This window comes from Companilactobacillus miaonis, from assembly GCF_036913615.1.
Taxonomy (GTDB): Bacteria; Bacillota; Bacilli; order Lactobacillales; family Lactobacillaceae; genus Companilactobacillus.
Genome location: NZ_JAYKTX010000006.1, coordinates 1 through 15,773, shown reverse-complemented (window position 1 = coordinate 15,773; position 15,773 = coordinate 1). Strand labels below are relative to the sequence as shown.

The 15,773-nt window shown below is 36.5% G+C and carries 12 protein-coding genes; 11 read left to right on the top strand and 1 reads right to left on the bottom strand.

What is annotated here, in order from left to right; all coding sequences use genetic code 11:
• The first annotated feature begins 45 nt into the window (after positions 1–45).
• The 5 genes from secG to U8521_RS05985 all read left to right on the top strand — a co-directional run bounded on the left by secG (position 46) and on the right by U8521_RS05985 (position 5,965).
• Positions 46–282: a preprotein translocase subunit SecG gene (gene secG, locus U8521_RS06005; RefSeq protein WP_025085070.1), complete on the top strand. Its 237-nt coding sequence runs from the start codon at positions 46–48 to the stop codon at positions 280–282.
• Between the two features lie 58 nt (positions 283–340).
• The gene (locus U8521_RS06000) at positions 341–1,078 is read left to right on the top strand and encodes an alpha/beta hydrolase (protein WP_334333700.1); all 738 of its coding nucleotides are present in this window, start codon (positions 341–343) and stop codon (positions 1,076–1,078) included.
• A gap of 8 nt (positions 1,079–1,086) precedes the next feature.
• Positions 1,087–3,429 carry a ribonuclease R gene (rnr, locus tag U8521_RS05995; protein WP_334333699.1) on the top strand — a complete coding sequence of 781 codons (2,343 nt, stop codon included), beginning with the start codon at positions 1,087–1,089 and terminating at the stop codon, positions 3,427–3,429.
• A gap of 6 nt (positions 3,430–3,435) precedes the next feature.
• A complete protein-coding gene (smpB, locus tag U8521_RS05990; protein WP_057736937.1) occupies positions 3,436–3,906 on the top strand; it encodes an SsrA-binding protein SmpB in 471 nt (156 codons plus the stop codon).
• A gap of 268 nt (positions 3,907–4,174) precedes the next feature.
• Positions 4,175–5,965, top strand: coding sequence for a DUF2207 domain-containing protein (locus tag U8521_RS05985; protein WP_334352170.1), 1,791 nt, complete (start codon positions 4,175–4,177; stop codon positions 5,963–5,965).
• A gap of 96 nt (positions 5,966–6,061) precedes the next feature.
• Here the strand turns inward: U8521_RS05985 and U8521_RS05980 are convergent, their stop codons facing one another.
• Positions 6,062–8,359, bottom strand: coding sequence for a SpaA isopeptide-forming pilin-related protein (locus tag U8521_RS05980; RefSeq protein ID WP_334352169.1), 2,298 nt, complete (start codon positions 8,357–8,359; stop codon positions 6,062–6,064).
• 256 nt (positions 8,360–8,615) lie between these two features.
• On the opposite strand from U8521_RS05980, the gene U8521_RS05975 reads away from it, so the two are divergent.
• The 6 genes from U8521_RS05975 (at position 8,616) to U8521_RS05950 (ending at position 15,296) form a co-directional block, all read left to right on the top strand.
• Positions 8,616–9,260 carry a deoxynucleoside kinase gene (locus tag U8521_RS05975; protein ID WP_334333712.1) on the top strand — a complete coding sequence of 215 codons (645 nt, stop codon included), beginning with the start codon at positions 8,616–8,618 and terminating at the stop codon, positions 9,258–9,260.
• A gap of 131 nt (positions 9,261–9,391) precedes the next feature.
• Positions 9,392–9,886: a QueT transporter family protein gene (locus U8521_RS05970; protein ID WP_334352167.1), complete on the top strand. Its 495-nt coding sequence runs from the start codon at positions 9,392–9,394 to the stop codon at positions 9,884–9,886.
• Between the two features lie 77 nt (positions 9,887–9,963).
• Entirely contained in the window at positions 9,964–11,163 is a 1,200-nt protein-coding gene (locus U8521_RS05965) for a glycosyltransferase family 4 protein (RefSeq protein ID WP_334333695.1), read from the top strand.
• Positions 11,156–12,187: a glycosyltransferase family 4 protein gene (locus U8521_RS05960; protein WP_334333694.1), complete on the top strand. Its 1,032-nt coding sequence runs from the start codon at positions 11,156–11,158 to the stop codon at positions 12,185–12,187. The genes U8521_RS05965 and U8521_RS05960 overlap by 8 nt, the downstream gene beginning before the upstream one ends.
• Entirely contained in the window at positions 12,187–13,230 is a 1,044-nt protein-coding gene (locus tag U8521_RS05955) for a lysylphosphatidylglycerol synthase transmembrane domain-containing protein (RefSeq protein ID WP_334352166.1), read from the top strand. Before U8521_RS05960 ends, U8521_RS05955 begins: the two co-directional genes overlap by 1 nt.
• On the top strand, positions 13,230–15,296 hold the full coding sequence (locus U8521_RS05950) for an LTA synthase family protein (RefSeq protein ID WP_334333692.1): 2,067 nt from the start codon (positions 13,230–13,232) through the stop codon (positions 15,294–15,296). Before U8521_RS05955 ends, U8521_RS05950 begins: the two co-directional genes overlap by 1 nt.
• The last annotated feature ends 477 nt before the right edge of the window (positions 15,297–15,773 follow it).

The window sequence follows — 15,773 nt, the reverse complement described above, 5'->3', positions numbered from 1 at the left end:
TAGGAGTGATTTCAGCTTTCAACACCATGAACGGAGGTTTTACAGGTGTATAACGTTATTGAAACAGTGTTGATAATCGTTTCCATTTTGATAATAATTGCCGTCTTAATGCAACCAACAAAGCAACAAGATGCTTTGAATGCATTATCTGGTGGTGGTGGCGACCTATTCAGCAACCAAAAGAAACGTGGTTTCGAAGCCTTTATGGTTAAAGTTACTTACGTTTTACTAGTGTTATTTTTCGTATGTTCGTTGATACTAGTATACTTATCATCTCACTAAGCAATTTATTCCTCCTGAAGTTTCTCAGGAGGTTTTTTGTTATAAGGAGCGTTTTTAATTGAAAATTTTAACACCACAACCATTTTATTTTGATCAGGGTCAACAAGCAGTCCTACTGTTGCATTCATTTTCAGGAACTAGTAATGATATGCGACTATTGGGAAGGACTTTGCAAAGAAATAATTATTCGGTCTATGCCCCGATGTTTGCCGGTCACGGAACGAGTGAACCGCTGGATATTTTAAACCAAGGTGGTCCAGAAAATTGGTGGCAACAGACAAAAGAAGCGGTGGAATTTTTAAAGAATCAAGGTAAAACGCAAATATGTGTCTTTGGACTCTCACTGGGAGCAATCTTTGCTACAAAGGCACTTGAAGAGATTCCTGATATTTTGGCAGGTGGAGTATTTGGCTCACCACTTTACTCGACGAATTTTGCTGAAATTAGAAAGGCCTTTATGACATATGCCAAAAAGGTGTATTCTTTACAACAGGGACTGTCAGATTTTGAATTAGACTCCAAGGTTAGAGTGGTCGATTCAAAAATAGATTCGATGTTGACGAGTATTAGAAAGACAACTGATAGTGTTGCTGACAACTTAGCTGAAATAAAACGACCATATTTTATTGGTCAAGGTATAAATGATAAATTGGTAGATCCTGATGCTGCAAAAATTGTAGCTCAAAAGGTTGAAACGTCACAGCTGCATTTGTATGATGCGGGCCATGTTTTAACCATCAACAGTGCTCACAAACAATTGGAGAGTGCCGTGTTAAACTTTTTAGAAAATAATTGAGGAAAGAAATGCCAGATAAAGAAGAAAAATTAATTGCAGATATTTTAGAGGTTTTCAGAAGTAATCCTGATCGCCGTTATAAATCTGAACAAATTGAAGATATATTGCGTATGCATGGATCTTCAGCTTTTAAACGAGTAGTCAAAGCTCTTGCGGTCTTAGAAGGGGAAAGCAAAATTAGCTTAACTAACAAAGACGAATTCAAGATGGCTGCTCCAGAAAATGTTGTGGAAGGTGAATTCAAGGGCAATGATAAGGGCTTTGGTTTTGTTCGTTACGATGAAGTTGAACCAGATGCATTTATTGCTAAAAGTAATACCTTACACGCCGTTAATGGTGATACGGTTGAAGTAAAAATCACTAAACCTTCAAATCCTTGGATCGACAAGGGACCTGAAGGAGAAATTACTAAGATTATTGAGAGATCACTAACAAAAGCGGTTGGTGAATTTCATCCATATAGTGATTCACAAGTTGAAAAAACTGGTTTTTATGGTTATGTTCAAAGTCACGAAAAGAAAATTGCTTCGTATATGATTTTCATTTCTGATAAGGGGCTTCATCCACAAATGGGTGACATGGTTCAAGTATCGATTGATGAATATCCAAATGATAAGCACCCCCAAAGTATGGAAGGAACAGCTTTAGAGATCATTGGTAATAAGAATGATCCGGGTGTTGATATTATGTCTATCGTTGTGGATAACGATATCAATCCAGAATTTCCAAGTGAAGTTTTGAAAGCCGCCGAAGCTATTCCAGATCACGTTTTGGACAGTGAACGTGTTGGCAGAAAAGACTTAACTAAGAATATGGTCATCACGATCGATGGGGATGACTCTAAAGACTTTGACGATGCTGTTGGGGTTGACATGTTACCAAACGGTAATTTCCATTTGGAAGTTCACATTGCGGATGTTACACACTATGTCAAAGAAGGTTCACCAATCGATCAAGAAGCTTATGCTCGTGGAACAAGTACTTACTTAGTTGATCGTGTTATCCCAATGTTGCCATTTAGATTGTCAAATGGTATTTGTTCATTGAATCCTAATGTTGATCGATTAGCTTTGACTTGTGATATGGAAATTGATCATCAAGGAAATGTCGTAAAATATGACATTTATCCTAGTGTGATCCAATCAAAATATCGTATGACTTATAACAATGTTAACGAGATTTTGAAGGGTGACGAAGAACTTAATCAAGAATACGCACCACTTGTTCCAACTTTGAAAAATATGGCTGCACTTCATGAAATTTTGTTCAACAAACGTCATGAACGTGGAGCAATTGACTTTGAAGAAACTGAAGCAAAAATTATTGTTGATGAAAACGGTAAGCCAATCGATATCAAGTTAAGAGAACGTGGTACTTCTGAAAAGATGATCGAATCATTCATGTTGGCTGCCAACGAAACAGTTGCCATGAATTACAATTTGAAACACGTTCCATTCTTGTATCGTGTCCATGAAAAGCCAGACGATGAAAAGGTTAAGAACTTCTTTGAATTCGTTGCCGCTATGGGTGTTCAAGTTCAAGGTAACTTAAAAGAAATCACGCCTAAGATGTTCCAAAATGTTTTAGCTAAAGTGATCGATACACCGGAAGAACCAGTTGTCACAATTATGTTGTTACGTAGTATGCAACAAGCTAGATACTCCGATAATCCACTGGGACACTTCGGTTTGGCTGCTAAGTACTATACTCACTTTACTTCACCAATCAGAAGATATCCTGATTTGATGGTTCACCGTATGATTCACAGTTATGCCGAGAATGGCTTTACTGATGACGAACAAGCTAAGTGGAAAGCTAAATTGCCTGATGTTGCTGAACATACATCTGGCCGTGAAAGAATTTCCATCAATGCTGAACGTGCAGTTGACGACTTGAAGAAGACTGAATACATGGCCGATCAAGTTGGTAGTGAATTCGATGCTGTTGTCAGTTCAGTTACAAGTTTTGGGATGTTCGTTCAACTGGAAAATACCGTTGAAGGTTTGATTCATATTTCTAACATGAAGGATGACTTCTATGAATATGATGAAAAGAGCATGTCAATGCATGGCCGTGGCACTGGTAAGACCTTTAAAGTTGGTCAACCAATCAAAGTTAAGTTGATTAGAGCTGATGTTGAACATCGCCAAATTGACTTTGAACGAGTATTGACTCCTGAGGAACAAGAACAAGCTGATAAACGTGAAGCTGAATTCAAGAAAAAACGTTCAATGCAACACGGACGTGGCCGCGGTGGTCATGGTCGTCACAATGATAAACGTGGTAAAAATAATAACCACAGTAGTAATCATAATAACCATAAGAGACGTGGTAAATACGAAAGCCGGTGATGATAGATGAAGAAACATCACACAAAAGCTGCTAACGAAGTGGCTAATAATCGTAAAGCTCGTCATGATTATAATATTTTAGATACTTATGAAGCCGGAATTTCTTTAACTGGAACAGAGATAAAATCCGTTCGGGCAAGTAAAATCAATATCAAAGATGGATTCGTTCAACCTAGAAATGGGGAACTTTGGTTAGAGAATGTTAACATCAGTGTTTATGATCAAGGAAATCAGTTTAATCATGATCCTTTGAGAAATCGTAAGTTGTTGTTACATAAAAAAGAAATTCGCAAAATAAGCTCGACCGTGCAAGAGAAGGGAATTACAGTTATTCCTTTGAAAGTTTACTTGAAGCATGGTTTCGCTAAAGTATTAATTGGCGTGGCTGAAGGTAAAAGAAAATACGATAAACGTGAAACAATTAAAAAGCGTGATCAAGAAAGAGAAATTCAACGTATTGTTAAGAATGCGTATTAACTCTTAGTTGATTACGCCTTTTTTTTACTGTCTCTTATCGGCTTGGCCGATTAGAGACAGTTATGGGGTCGACGAAGGCGACCGTATACCAACGGCTTGGCCGATTAGAGACAGTTATGGGGTCGACGAAGGCGACCGTATACCAACGGCTTGGCCGATTAGAGACAGTTATGGGGTGCTTAGGAGTTTAGAAATAGTCAGGCTGACAGTTACTGCTCAATAGTCCTTTATATGATAAAATTGTCAGTATAATATAGCGGGGGAAATTATGAAAAAATTAGTCGTTCTTTTAATGGCTTTATTTGGAATGGTATTTCTTTTTTTGACGCCGACAACTGTCAAAGCTGATGAGTATTCGATTGAAAAGTATCGAGTTAACGTTGACGTTTTAAAAGATGGGGATGCACAAATCACTCAGAAAATTACTTACGATTTTCAAGGTGATTTCCACGGAGTTTATTACAATCAAGATTTGCGGGGAATTAAAGGTGCAAGTGATCCAGAAGTGTTCGTCGATATCGGTGGCGGAGAGAAAAAGTTGACGCCTAGTGATTCTGGGAAGAATAACACTTTTAAGGTGACACGAACAAAAGATGCAATGCGGATGAAAGTTTATCATACAGTCGATTCGGCATTGATCACATTTACATATAAATACAAGCTGCTTGGCGTGATTACTAACTATCGTGATACCGCCGAACTGAATTGGAAAATAATTGGTAATGGTTGGGACAACGAATTAAACGATATTAAATTGAATATTAATTTTCCCGACCAAAATATTTCTCAATTGAGAGCTTGGACGCACGGGCCTCTGAACGGTTATACGAAAGTAGATAGAAAAAAGGGCCGCGTAGTTATCACACTTGATGAATTGGCTGAAAATACGAGTGTCGAGAGTCATATCATCTTTCCAACAACGGTAACTTCTGCCAATAAGAATTTTGTTGATGCCGACAAAAAAGCTAGTATTATGAGCGATGAAAAGAAATTGGCTCAAGAAGCAAATGCTAAACGTCGTCAGAAGAATGTAATCTATGGAGTGTTGATGGCTGTTGGAGTTGTATTGGTTTTGGGGATTTATTGGTATCAATATATTAAAATCAAGAAACATCCTGGTAATAAGCACCAGATTCCGACACCACTACATCATTTCTTCGATGAACCACCATTTGCACCCAGCTTTACGAAAGTCTTGCTGGATAAGTCTAAACAGGCCGATAGCTTGTCTTTGACGGCGGACTTATTGAATGAAGCAGGTTACGGTCGAATGAAAATTGATAAGATTGGTAAGGATTTTAAGGTAACCGCTTTGAAACCAGTTACTAACGAATTTTATAAATATTTGTTTGAAAAAATTGGTGATGGGACATCATTTCGACTTAAGCAAATCAGAAGTTACGCCAAGAGAAATAATGACGAGGTTGACGATAAATTTAACAAATGGGCCGATGATGCAGCAATTGGTCGCGAAAAATATCTAGATTTGGAAAATTTAGCGATTGTGAAAAATTTCCGTGGAGCGACTATAGGAATTGATATTATAATTGCTATCATGTTTGTCATTTCTTTACTGTTGAGCAATCATTTAGCTATTTCACTGACGACTTTACTAGTTCTAGGTGTAATTGCTTGGATTCCTTATTTCTTTGTTAAGAAGAAGATAACAGCTTATACTGACCAGGGTGAAATTGAGATCAATCAAATTCGAGCTTTCAAGCGTATGTTGGAGGATATCGATGATATTAAGCTGGCTGAAGTCGGTGATTTGATACTTTGGGAAAGATTTTTGCCATATGCAGTTGTCTTCGGCGTTTCCGAACGAGTTATTAAAGCATTGAGAATAAACTTTGGTGTTGAAGCAGTTAACAGTTCCGGTATCATGTTGTGCTATGTTGGTAGTAACAGTTTTGCTAGTCGACATGCGCAAGGATTCCAATCGGCTTTCACAGGAGCTTTGGGAGCCGGTGGATCATCAAGTATCAGCGGAGGCTCTGGAGGATTCTCAGGTGGTTCTTCTGGAGGCTTTGGTGGAGGTTCCGGTGGTGGAGCCTTTTAGATAGAGAGTGAAACAAGCCTGGTTTGTGTAGCTCGTTTAAAATTTAAAGTAAAAAAAATAAGCTGGATAAATTCCAACTTATTTTTTTGCTCTAATTTAAGCATTTTGACGTTTGAAGTAAACAATTCCTGATAGAAGAACTAATCCTAATAAACTAGCAGCTAAACCGGATTTTGAACCAGTTTGTGGAAGTTTCTCGTTAGAATTGCTATCTGAATTATTGTTTGAATCAGTACTTGGTAGTGTGATGATACCACCTTGTTCATTGTTATTGTTATTTGCATCAGGATGATTAGGATCAACAAGTAAGTTGTCATTATCGTCAGTATCAGTGTTATTACCATCTGTATCAGTACCGTTACCATTTTCATCAGGATCTACAACATTTCCACCGTTATTGTCACCAGGTTCAGGAGTAGGTTCTGGTTCTGGATTTGGTTTAGGCTCTGGTGTTGGTTCTGGGTTAGGCTCAGGATTTGGCTCTACCTTAGTCTTAGGATCAGATGTTTCCAGTGCATCTAAATCAGTACCGTTCTCATCAGCAGTAATTGAGAAATGAATTTCTTCATCGTTGATATCAAAACCTTCAGGTGCTTTAGTTTCTTTGAAATAATAATTTCCGACAGGTAAGTTATCAACTCTAATGACACCTAATTCGTTAGTGATTGCTGTTGTGATAACAGTTCCGTTTTCATCATATAAAGTATATTCAGCTCCGGGAACACCAACTTTATCGTCCTTATCGGCTGTTATTTTATCAGCATCATATTTGTGTAGAACAATACCATAACTGCCTTCACCGGTAAGTTCCTTGAGATTTTCAACCGAAATTAGTTCAGGTGTTAAATTGTCAGCTGTGATTTCAAAATCGATGTCATCACCTTTGAGATAACCCTCTGGAGCTTTTGTTTCAACTAATTTGTATTTGCCGATTGGTAGGTTGTAATAATGTCCTAGACCTAGACGGTCAGTTGTGATCGTGCCAACGACATTTCCTTTTTCATCGACAATATTAAATTCAGCTCCAGCCAATTTGTAACCAGTTTCGGCATCGATCTTTTGGATCACGATTGAACCAAGTTGTTCTTTTTCAGGTTCGTCGTAGCCAGAAACTTCAACAGGAGTTGTCGTTTGACCAGTGATGGTAAACAAGATCTCATTGTGGTTCAATTGATAGCCAGCTGGTGCTTTAACTTCTTTAAAGTAATAATCGCCAGCAGATAAGTTAGTTAATTTGATTTGACCATTTTCATCAGTTGTCAAATTAGTTTTATATGGTGAATCGGAACCAACTTGATACAAGTCATAGACAGCACCATTTAACAAAGTTTGATGATTATTTTCATCGTACTTTGTTAGCGTTACGCCGCCTATTTTACTACCACTACCGGAACCGGAATTTCCGTTGGTATTACCAGCAACTTTTCCGTAAGCTTCCTCTTGAATTATTGAAGGATTTGTTCCGTTACCAGTGATCTTACCCTCTAGACTAGCATAGTTTTCAAAAACTGTACCATCAGAAATTTTTGATTCATCTGTCACTCTTGTTTGAAAGATGATCGCATACATTTGTGTGTTGGCTTCTGGAATTTTTAATTCGAATCCATTGTCCGATTCATTTAACGTATATTTGTCAGATGAAACGGTACTACCACGTTTGTAACTCCCGTTTTGTTTGTCGACCCAAGTAGCGTTTTGGACGACAACTGAGCCAGGAACGTAAGTTAAGTTCGTATCGGTAATGTTATCGGTCACTGTCATATCACCGAAATTCAAATTGTTTCGATTAGCTAGGATAGTCCAAGTAACAATTGCATTACCATCTTTATCAGTACCAAAGACACCTTTTTTAGAAATGTTCTTGTCGTTGTTCTTTTCCTTAACTTTCAAGTTACTGTGATCAAACTTACCATCAATAATTTCAAAAGCTACATCATTGTCACCAATTTCAGCTTTATTAGCATCGACGGTGACACCGTTACCGATGTTTAGTTCCCCCTTGATACTGTCCATATCATTGACCGTATCACTAAAGGTAATGACGATTTTATTATCATTGCCTAATTTGGCAGTTCCAATAACTTCACCATCATCGCCTAAAACTTCAAAAGTATCGCTACCAGGTTTTACCGTTAAAGGATCGGGGATGTCGATCGTTAAGGTATCACCACTTTGAAGTTTGTGGCCGTTTGAATCAAAGCCAATCGTTAATGGAACAGTGCTACCAGTTGAGTAGGTTTTGTTCTGATCATCGATTGTTCCACTAGTGACCATATCAGCATTGCCGTAATTAGTTGCCGCAGAAACATTTTCATGATTGAATGCTAAACAAAAAATCACTACAGCTAATAAACACAGAAGTGGAGTTAAAATATTACGTAATTTTCTTCCCAATTTTCTTCCCCCTTTTCTCATAATACAAATACAATTATAAGAGGTTTAGAGAAATTTCGATAGGGGGAGAAAGACAATAATTATTTTTCTTTTAAAAGCCCAGTTCACTAAGGTTTAGCACTTGTGATAAATACCACATATGGCCAAATTTTAAAAACCTATACAATATATAGAATTGAAGTGGTATCATAGTGAATGTTGTTTTTTCAAATAAACAAATCAAATACATACTTAAAACCGACGGAGGAGAATAATGATGATCGTATTGAGCGGCGCAATTGGAGCCGGAAAAAGTTCATTGGCTACTATATTATCAGAACACTTAGGAACTGAGGCTTTCTATGAACAAGTTGATAATAATCCGGTATTGCCATTATTTTATAAAGACCCTAAGAAATATGCCTTTTTACTTCAAATTTACTTTTTAAATAAACGTTTTGATTCTATTAAGAAAGCTATGGTTCAAGACAATAATGTATTGGACCGTTCAATTTACGAAGATTCACTTTTCTTCCATATGAATGCTGACATGGGTCGTGCAACTCCACAAGAAGTTAAAGTTTACGATGAACTTTTGGAAAATATGATGCAAGAATTACCATATGCTGCTGCTAAGAAAGCTCCAGATTTATTAGTTCATTTAGACATCTCTTACGATACAATGATTCATCGTATTGAAAAACGTGGACGTTCATATGAACAACCAGAACAAGATCCAACTTTACCAGAATACTATCATCAATTACTCAGCCGTTACGATGGTTGGTATGACGATTATGATTACAGTCCTAAAATGAAGATTGACGGTGATAAGTACGATTTCGTCGAAAATCCTGAGGACCGTAAAAAAGTACTCGATTTAATTGACGAACAATTACGTGCTCGTGGCACTCTTAAATAAAATACGTATTGGATTGCTTAAGCAATTCGATACGTTTTTTTGCTTGCTAGGTATTAAAAAATAAGATACCCTAGTAACAGCAGTTTACACTGATTAACCTGCGTAAAAATAAAACAGTGGAGGGTTTTGTTTTGAGTAAATTAAAAACAAGAGATATCACACAATTAGCCTTGATTGCAGCCTTATACGTTGCGGTGACGATTGCACCAGTCGTTTCAGCTTTTTCATACGGCCAAATTCAATTTCGGGTTTCTGAGATTTTGATGTTATTGCCATTTTTTAATCATAAATATAGTTGGTCGCTGATAGTTGGTTGCTTCATCTCAAATATTTTCAGTGCCTCATTAGGAGTTTATGATTTGGTATTGGGAACATTAGCCACAGCAATTGCATGTTACTTGATCACTCGAGTTCCTAAGGATGTGAAATTCTTATGGACGGTTCCAGTTATTTGTGCAGTTGTTAATGGATTGATTGTTGGAGCAGAATTGCATTTTGTCTTGAAATTGCCATTTGCATTGAATTTTGTCACCGTTGGTTTAGGGGAACTAGTTGTGGTTGCAATTGGAGCAGTGATTTTCTACTTCTTAATGAAAAACCAGAATTTCAAAAAATTAATAGGTTAAGGCGTAGAAGAGGGAAGTGATTCCTTCTTTTTTTTGTTATAATCTACTTTATAGAGTTCGCGAGGAGATGTGATTTTATGAACATCGGAATTTTTACCGATACATACTTCCCTCAAGTTAGTGGGGTAGCAACATCAATCCAGACATTGAAAAATGATCTTGAAAGAAAAGGCCATTCAGTTTACATTTTTACTACAACTGATCCGAATGTTTCTAAGGAAACAATTGAGCCTAATATTTTCCGCTTGACAAGTGTACCTTTCATTTCATTTACTGACCGTCGGATTGCTATTCGTGGCATGTTTCATGCCGTTGAATTGGCTAAAGAATTGAAACTCGATATCGTTCATACACAGACAGAGTTTTCTTTAGGGATGATTGGAAAGTTCGTTGCTAAGCAATTGAAAATTCCATTTGTTCATACGTATCACACGATGTATGAAGATTATTTGCATTACGTTTTGAATGGACATCTATTAAAGCCATATCACGTTAAGCAGATGACCAAATTATTCTTGAAAAATGCTTCCGGAGTCGTTGCGCCTAGTAAACAAGTGTTGGAGACTTTGAATCGCTATGGAGTTAAATCTCCAATCTCAATTATTCCAACAGGTGTAGATTTGTCTGAGTACACTAAACCAGTCAATGCATCAATTGTCAGAGAAAAATTGGGTATCGCTAAAGATACGCCGGTCATTTTGATGCTCAGTCGGATCGCCTTGGAGAAAAAAATTGATCACATGTTGAAGTCAATGCCCGAATTACTCAAGTATAATCCTGATATTATGTTGGTAATTGTTGGGGATGGACCAGATATGGATGAATTAGTCCAAATGAGTAAGGATTTGCAGATTACTGATAACGTAATTTTTACTGGAGAAGTAGCACACGATGAAATTTCTCCTTATTATCATATGGCTAATATTTTTGTTTCCTCAAGTGATACTGAATCACAAGGGCTGACCTACATTGAAGCGATTGCATCTGGCTTGAAAATTGTTGTGAGAAGTGCTCCTTATACCGATGCCTTGTTGACTGATCCTTCAGTTGGTGTAACATTCAATCAAGATGACCAATTAGTACCTAAGATCAAAACTTATCTCGATCATCCTAATTCGTTCGATGATCGTCAAGCTCGTCAAAAAGTACTATATGGAATTTCTTCAGATGGATTTGGAAACTCAATTCTTGACTTTTATCGTCATGCCGAGGATTATTTCGTCAGAGAGAAGCTTTCGGATTCATCAATCGATCCAGAGGAGTATTCAAATGATTAAGATAAATATGTTTTCATCAGCCGATAAAGTTGCAGGTCAAGGAGTTGGTAGTGCCTACATTGAATTGATCAATCTATTGAAAGAACGATTCAGTGATGAATTCGAAATCAAAATCAATGATTATCACCGCAGTGATTTGAGTCACTATCACACAATCGATCCACAGTTCTATTTGTCAACATTTTCAAAGAATCGTGGACGTAAGATAGGTTATGTGCATTTTTTGCCGGAAACTTTAGAAGGCAGTATTAATTTACCTCAACCAGCTCGAGGAATCTTTTATAAATATGTTATTAGTTTTTATAAACGAATGGACCAAATTGTGGTTGTCAATCCAACGTTTATCGATAAATTAGTCAAACATGGTTTAGATCGTAAAAAAATCAAATACATTCCTAACTTTGTTTCTACCGAAAACTTTTATGAGAAAACTGCTGAAGAAAAGGCAGCTTTCCGTAAGAAAATTGGTGTTCCGGAAGATAAATTTGTTGTCTTTGGTGATGGTCAAGTTCAAGAACGTAAGGGAATCGATGATTTTTATAAATTGGCTCAGGTAAATCCTGATATCCAGTTCATTTGGGCTGGAGGTTTTTCGTTTGGCAAAATTACTGATGGGTACGACCGTTACAAAGATATGATCGACAATGCACCAAAGAATATGACTTTTACAGGAATTGTTGATCGCAATGATTTAGTTAATTACTATAATATCTGTGACTTATTCTTGTTGCCTTCATATGACGAACTATTTCCAATGTCTGTTTTAGAGGCTTTTAGTTGTGGAGCACCAGTCTTATTGCGTGATTTGGATTTATATCGTGCCATCATTGACGGCTTTTACCAAAAAGCAGAAGGTTTTTCTGATATGAATGCGTTCATCAATAAAGCTAATCAAGATCGGTCAATTTTGGATGGATTCAAGCAAAAATCTAAAGAGGCAGCCAATCAATACTCAGAGGACAATTTGAGTAAGATTTGGCATGACTTTTATACGGAACAATACAAAATTTCACAGGATAAATAATGAGTAGAAAACATATAGCAGCAATTTTTGTCATGTTGGGTCTAGGGATAGGAATTTTCTGGTGGGAAGCTAGAAAAATCAACTTCAGTTCTTTAGTCACAACTTTTCAACATCTAAATTATTTTTGGCTCGCGATCGCTTTCTTGTCGATTTTGTTATCGTATGGGGTCGAAGCCTTAGTTTTGCACACGTTATTGAAGAAAAAAGAAGATCGTAAATTTGGTTGGTGGGAAATGTATCGAATCCCGCTACTTCAAGCGTTATTTAATGCCATCACACCTTTTTCTTCTGGTGGTCAACCAGCTCAATTACTTGGTTTGATGCAATCAAAAATCGACGGTGGCCGGGCTAGTTCGGTTTTGTTGATGAAGTTTGTCATCTATCAGGCAATGGTGTTGGTTAATTTCATCATTGCTATGTTGGTCAGTTTTAGTAGTGTCGCTAAGCATTTTTCAGGTTTAGCAACTTTAATTGTTTTTGGTATGGTGATTCATGTGGTAACCATTTCTTTCTTGTTAATGATCATGTATTATTATGACTTTACAAAAAAAATGGTACAAATTATTTTGAAACCGGTTTTATTTTTTCTAAAAGAAGAAAAACGTGATAAAATTTTACAGTCAGCTATAAACAGTATTGATAGTTTTTATAATGAAAGTTTAGTTTTGAAGCATGAAAAGAAAAAAGTCATAAAAGCTTCACTGTTAACTATCGTGCAACTATTTTTATATTACTTTGTAGTTTACTTTGTTCTATTGGCATTGAATTGTGACCATGTAAATGTCGTCGATGTGTTAGTTATGCACATTATGATTGTTATGATCGTCTCAATCTTTCCAATTCCTGGTGGATCAGGTGGGGCAGAATTCAGTTTCAAGACTTTGTTTGCTGGATTTATACCTTCTTCATCAGGTTTAATTTTAGGTATGTTTTTATGGAGATTTATTACGTATTATTTGGGGATGTTCTTAGGGATTATCGCTGTTTCGAAGAAACCAAAAATTGAACAACAAGTAGCTAATAAATCTATGGAGCGAAAATAATGAAGCGTATTATTAAAGGTTTTTCCAATTTTTTAAACACTAGGCTAGGGTTTGTACTTCTAGCTGTGTTTTTATATACCCTTAAAACAATTTATGCATACACGACTAAGTTTAACTTGGGCGTTAAGGGTTCAATCCAAACATTCTTGATGATCATCAATCCAATTCCAATCATGTTATTACTGTTTGGTCTGGCGTTGTATATGAAAGGGAGAAAATCCTATATCTTCCTGTTGATTGTCGATTTCTTGGATTCAGTTTGGTTATTCTCGAATATTCTGTATTATCGAGAATTTTCAGACTTTTTGACTATGGTGCTTATCAAAGGTTCTGGTTCAGTTACTAACAACCTTGGTAAAAGTATTTTAGGTATCTTGAAACCAACCGACTTTTTAGTTTTTCTAGATGTCCTAGTTTTAATCTTACTGTTGGCTTTCCACATTATTCGTATGGATGTCAAACGTCTCAACTGGAAAATTCCAGTTTTGATCAGTTCGCTAGCAGTCTTATTGTTCGGTGCAAACTTAACCTTAGCTGAGAGCGACCGTTCACAATTATTAACAAGAACTTTTGATAATAACTATATAGTTAAATATTTAGGACTAAATGTCTTTAACATTTATGATGTGATCAAGACGACAAAGACAACTGCCGTTAAGTCACAAGCTAAGAGTTCTGATATCAACTCAATCGAAAAGTATATGAAGGATAATTATGTTCAACCTAATGTTGAATATACAGGCGTTGCTAAAGGTAAGAACGTCTTCATCATTCACTTGGAGAGTTTGCAACAATTTATGATCGATTATAAGTGGGATGGCGAAGAAGTAACTCCTAACTTGAATAAAATTTATCATGAAAGTAATACTTTGAGTTTTGATAACTTCTTTAACCAAGTTGGTCAAGGTAAAACAGCCGACGCTGAGTTGATGCTTGAGAATTCACTCTTTGGATTACCAGAAGGGTCAGCTATGGTTACCGATGGTACAAGTAATACCTTCCAAGCAGCTCCCGCAATTCTTGATCAAGAAGCCGGATATACCTCAGCTTCATTCCATGGGGATGTTCCAAGTTTCTGGAACCGTGACAATGCTTATAAGTCATGGGGCTATGATTACTTCTTCAGTTCTAACTACTATAAAGAGAAAAAGAGTTACAACATTGGGTACGGTATGAAAGATAAAATCTTCCTGAAAGATTCGGCCCAATATATCGAACAATTACCACAACCGTTCTATGCAAAATTGATTACTGTTACGAACCATTATCCATATACATTGGATAAAAAGAATCAAAGTATCTCAAAGACAGATACTGGTGATAAGACAGTTGATGGCTATGTTCAAACAGCCCGTTATTTGGATGAATCTATTGGTGAATTCATGAATTGGCTAAAGGAAACTGGTTTGGAGAAAAAGAGTATGATCGTCTTCTATGGTGATCACTATGGTATTTCTGATAACCACAAGAAAGCTATGGCTAAGTTAACAGGTATTAAAGGTTTTGACGACTTTGATAATGCGCAATACCAACGTGTTCCATTCATGATTCATATGGATGGACTAAAGGGTGGTATCAACCATACTTATGGTGGTGAAATCGATGTCTTACCAACTATCCTTAATTTGTTAGGAATTGATAATAAGAATATGATTCAGTTTGGTAGTGACTTGTTATCTAGTCAGCATTCACAAGTGGTAGCCTTTAGAAACGGTGATTTTGTCTCACCAACGGTAACGAAGGTCGGTAGTACGTATTACAATACTAAGACGGGAAAAGTGGATAAGAAGATCTCTAAGAGTGAAAAGGAGAAACTGTCCAACAAGGTAACTACCGAGTTATCCTTGTCTGATAGGGTCATAAATGGCGATCTCTTGAGGTTCCACAAGTTACCAGGCTTTACGACCGTAAATAAGAAAGACTACTCCTATAAGAAGAGTACGGCCTTGAAGAGATTGAAGAGCTCTGAAAAGAAGAAAAAGACTAGCTTAATAGAAGAAAATGATGGTAAATCATTAACTGATCTTTATATAACCGATGCTCCAGAATTAAGTAACGATAAATAAATTTAAGGTTCTAAATAGAAAACTCTATTTAGGGCCTTTTTTTATTATTGAAGTTTCTTGTGGGACTAGTTAGAATATAATAAAAGAAGATTAATTTTACCTTAAATAACTGTTTTTGAAAAAAATTCAACTTTTTTGTAAAAAAGGGTTGCACATCACTTATTCGATTGGTAATATATATCTTGTTGTTGCGACAGAGCAACGGCGTCAACGGTTTGAAGCTTAATTGCTTCTCCTTGATGCTTCTAATTATTTTAAAAAAGTTCTTGACTTGGTCTTGTAACTTCGATATGATAATTAAGTTGTCTGTTAGACATCTCCTAACGTTTTCGTCATTTACTTGTTGATCTCGTTAGAAAAATTATTTTAAAAAGTTCTTGACAAACTATTGTCAGCTTGATAAAATAATTAAGTCGCTGATGAGCGTAAGCGCTTAATCAGCTGGTAGACCTTTGAAAACTGAACAAAGTTTTAACG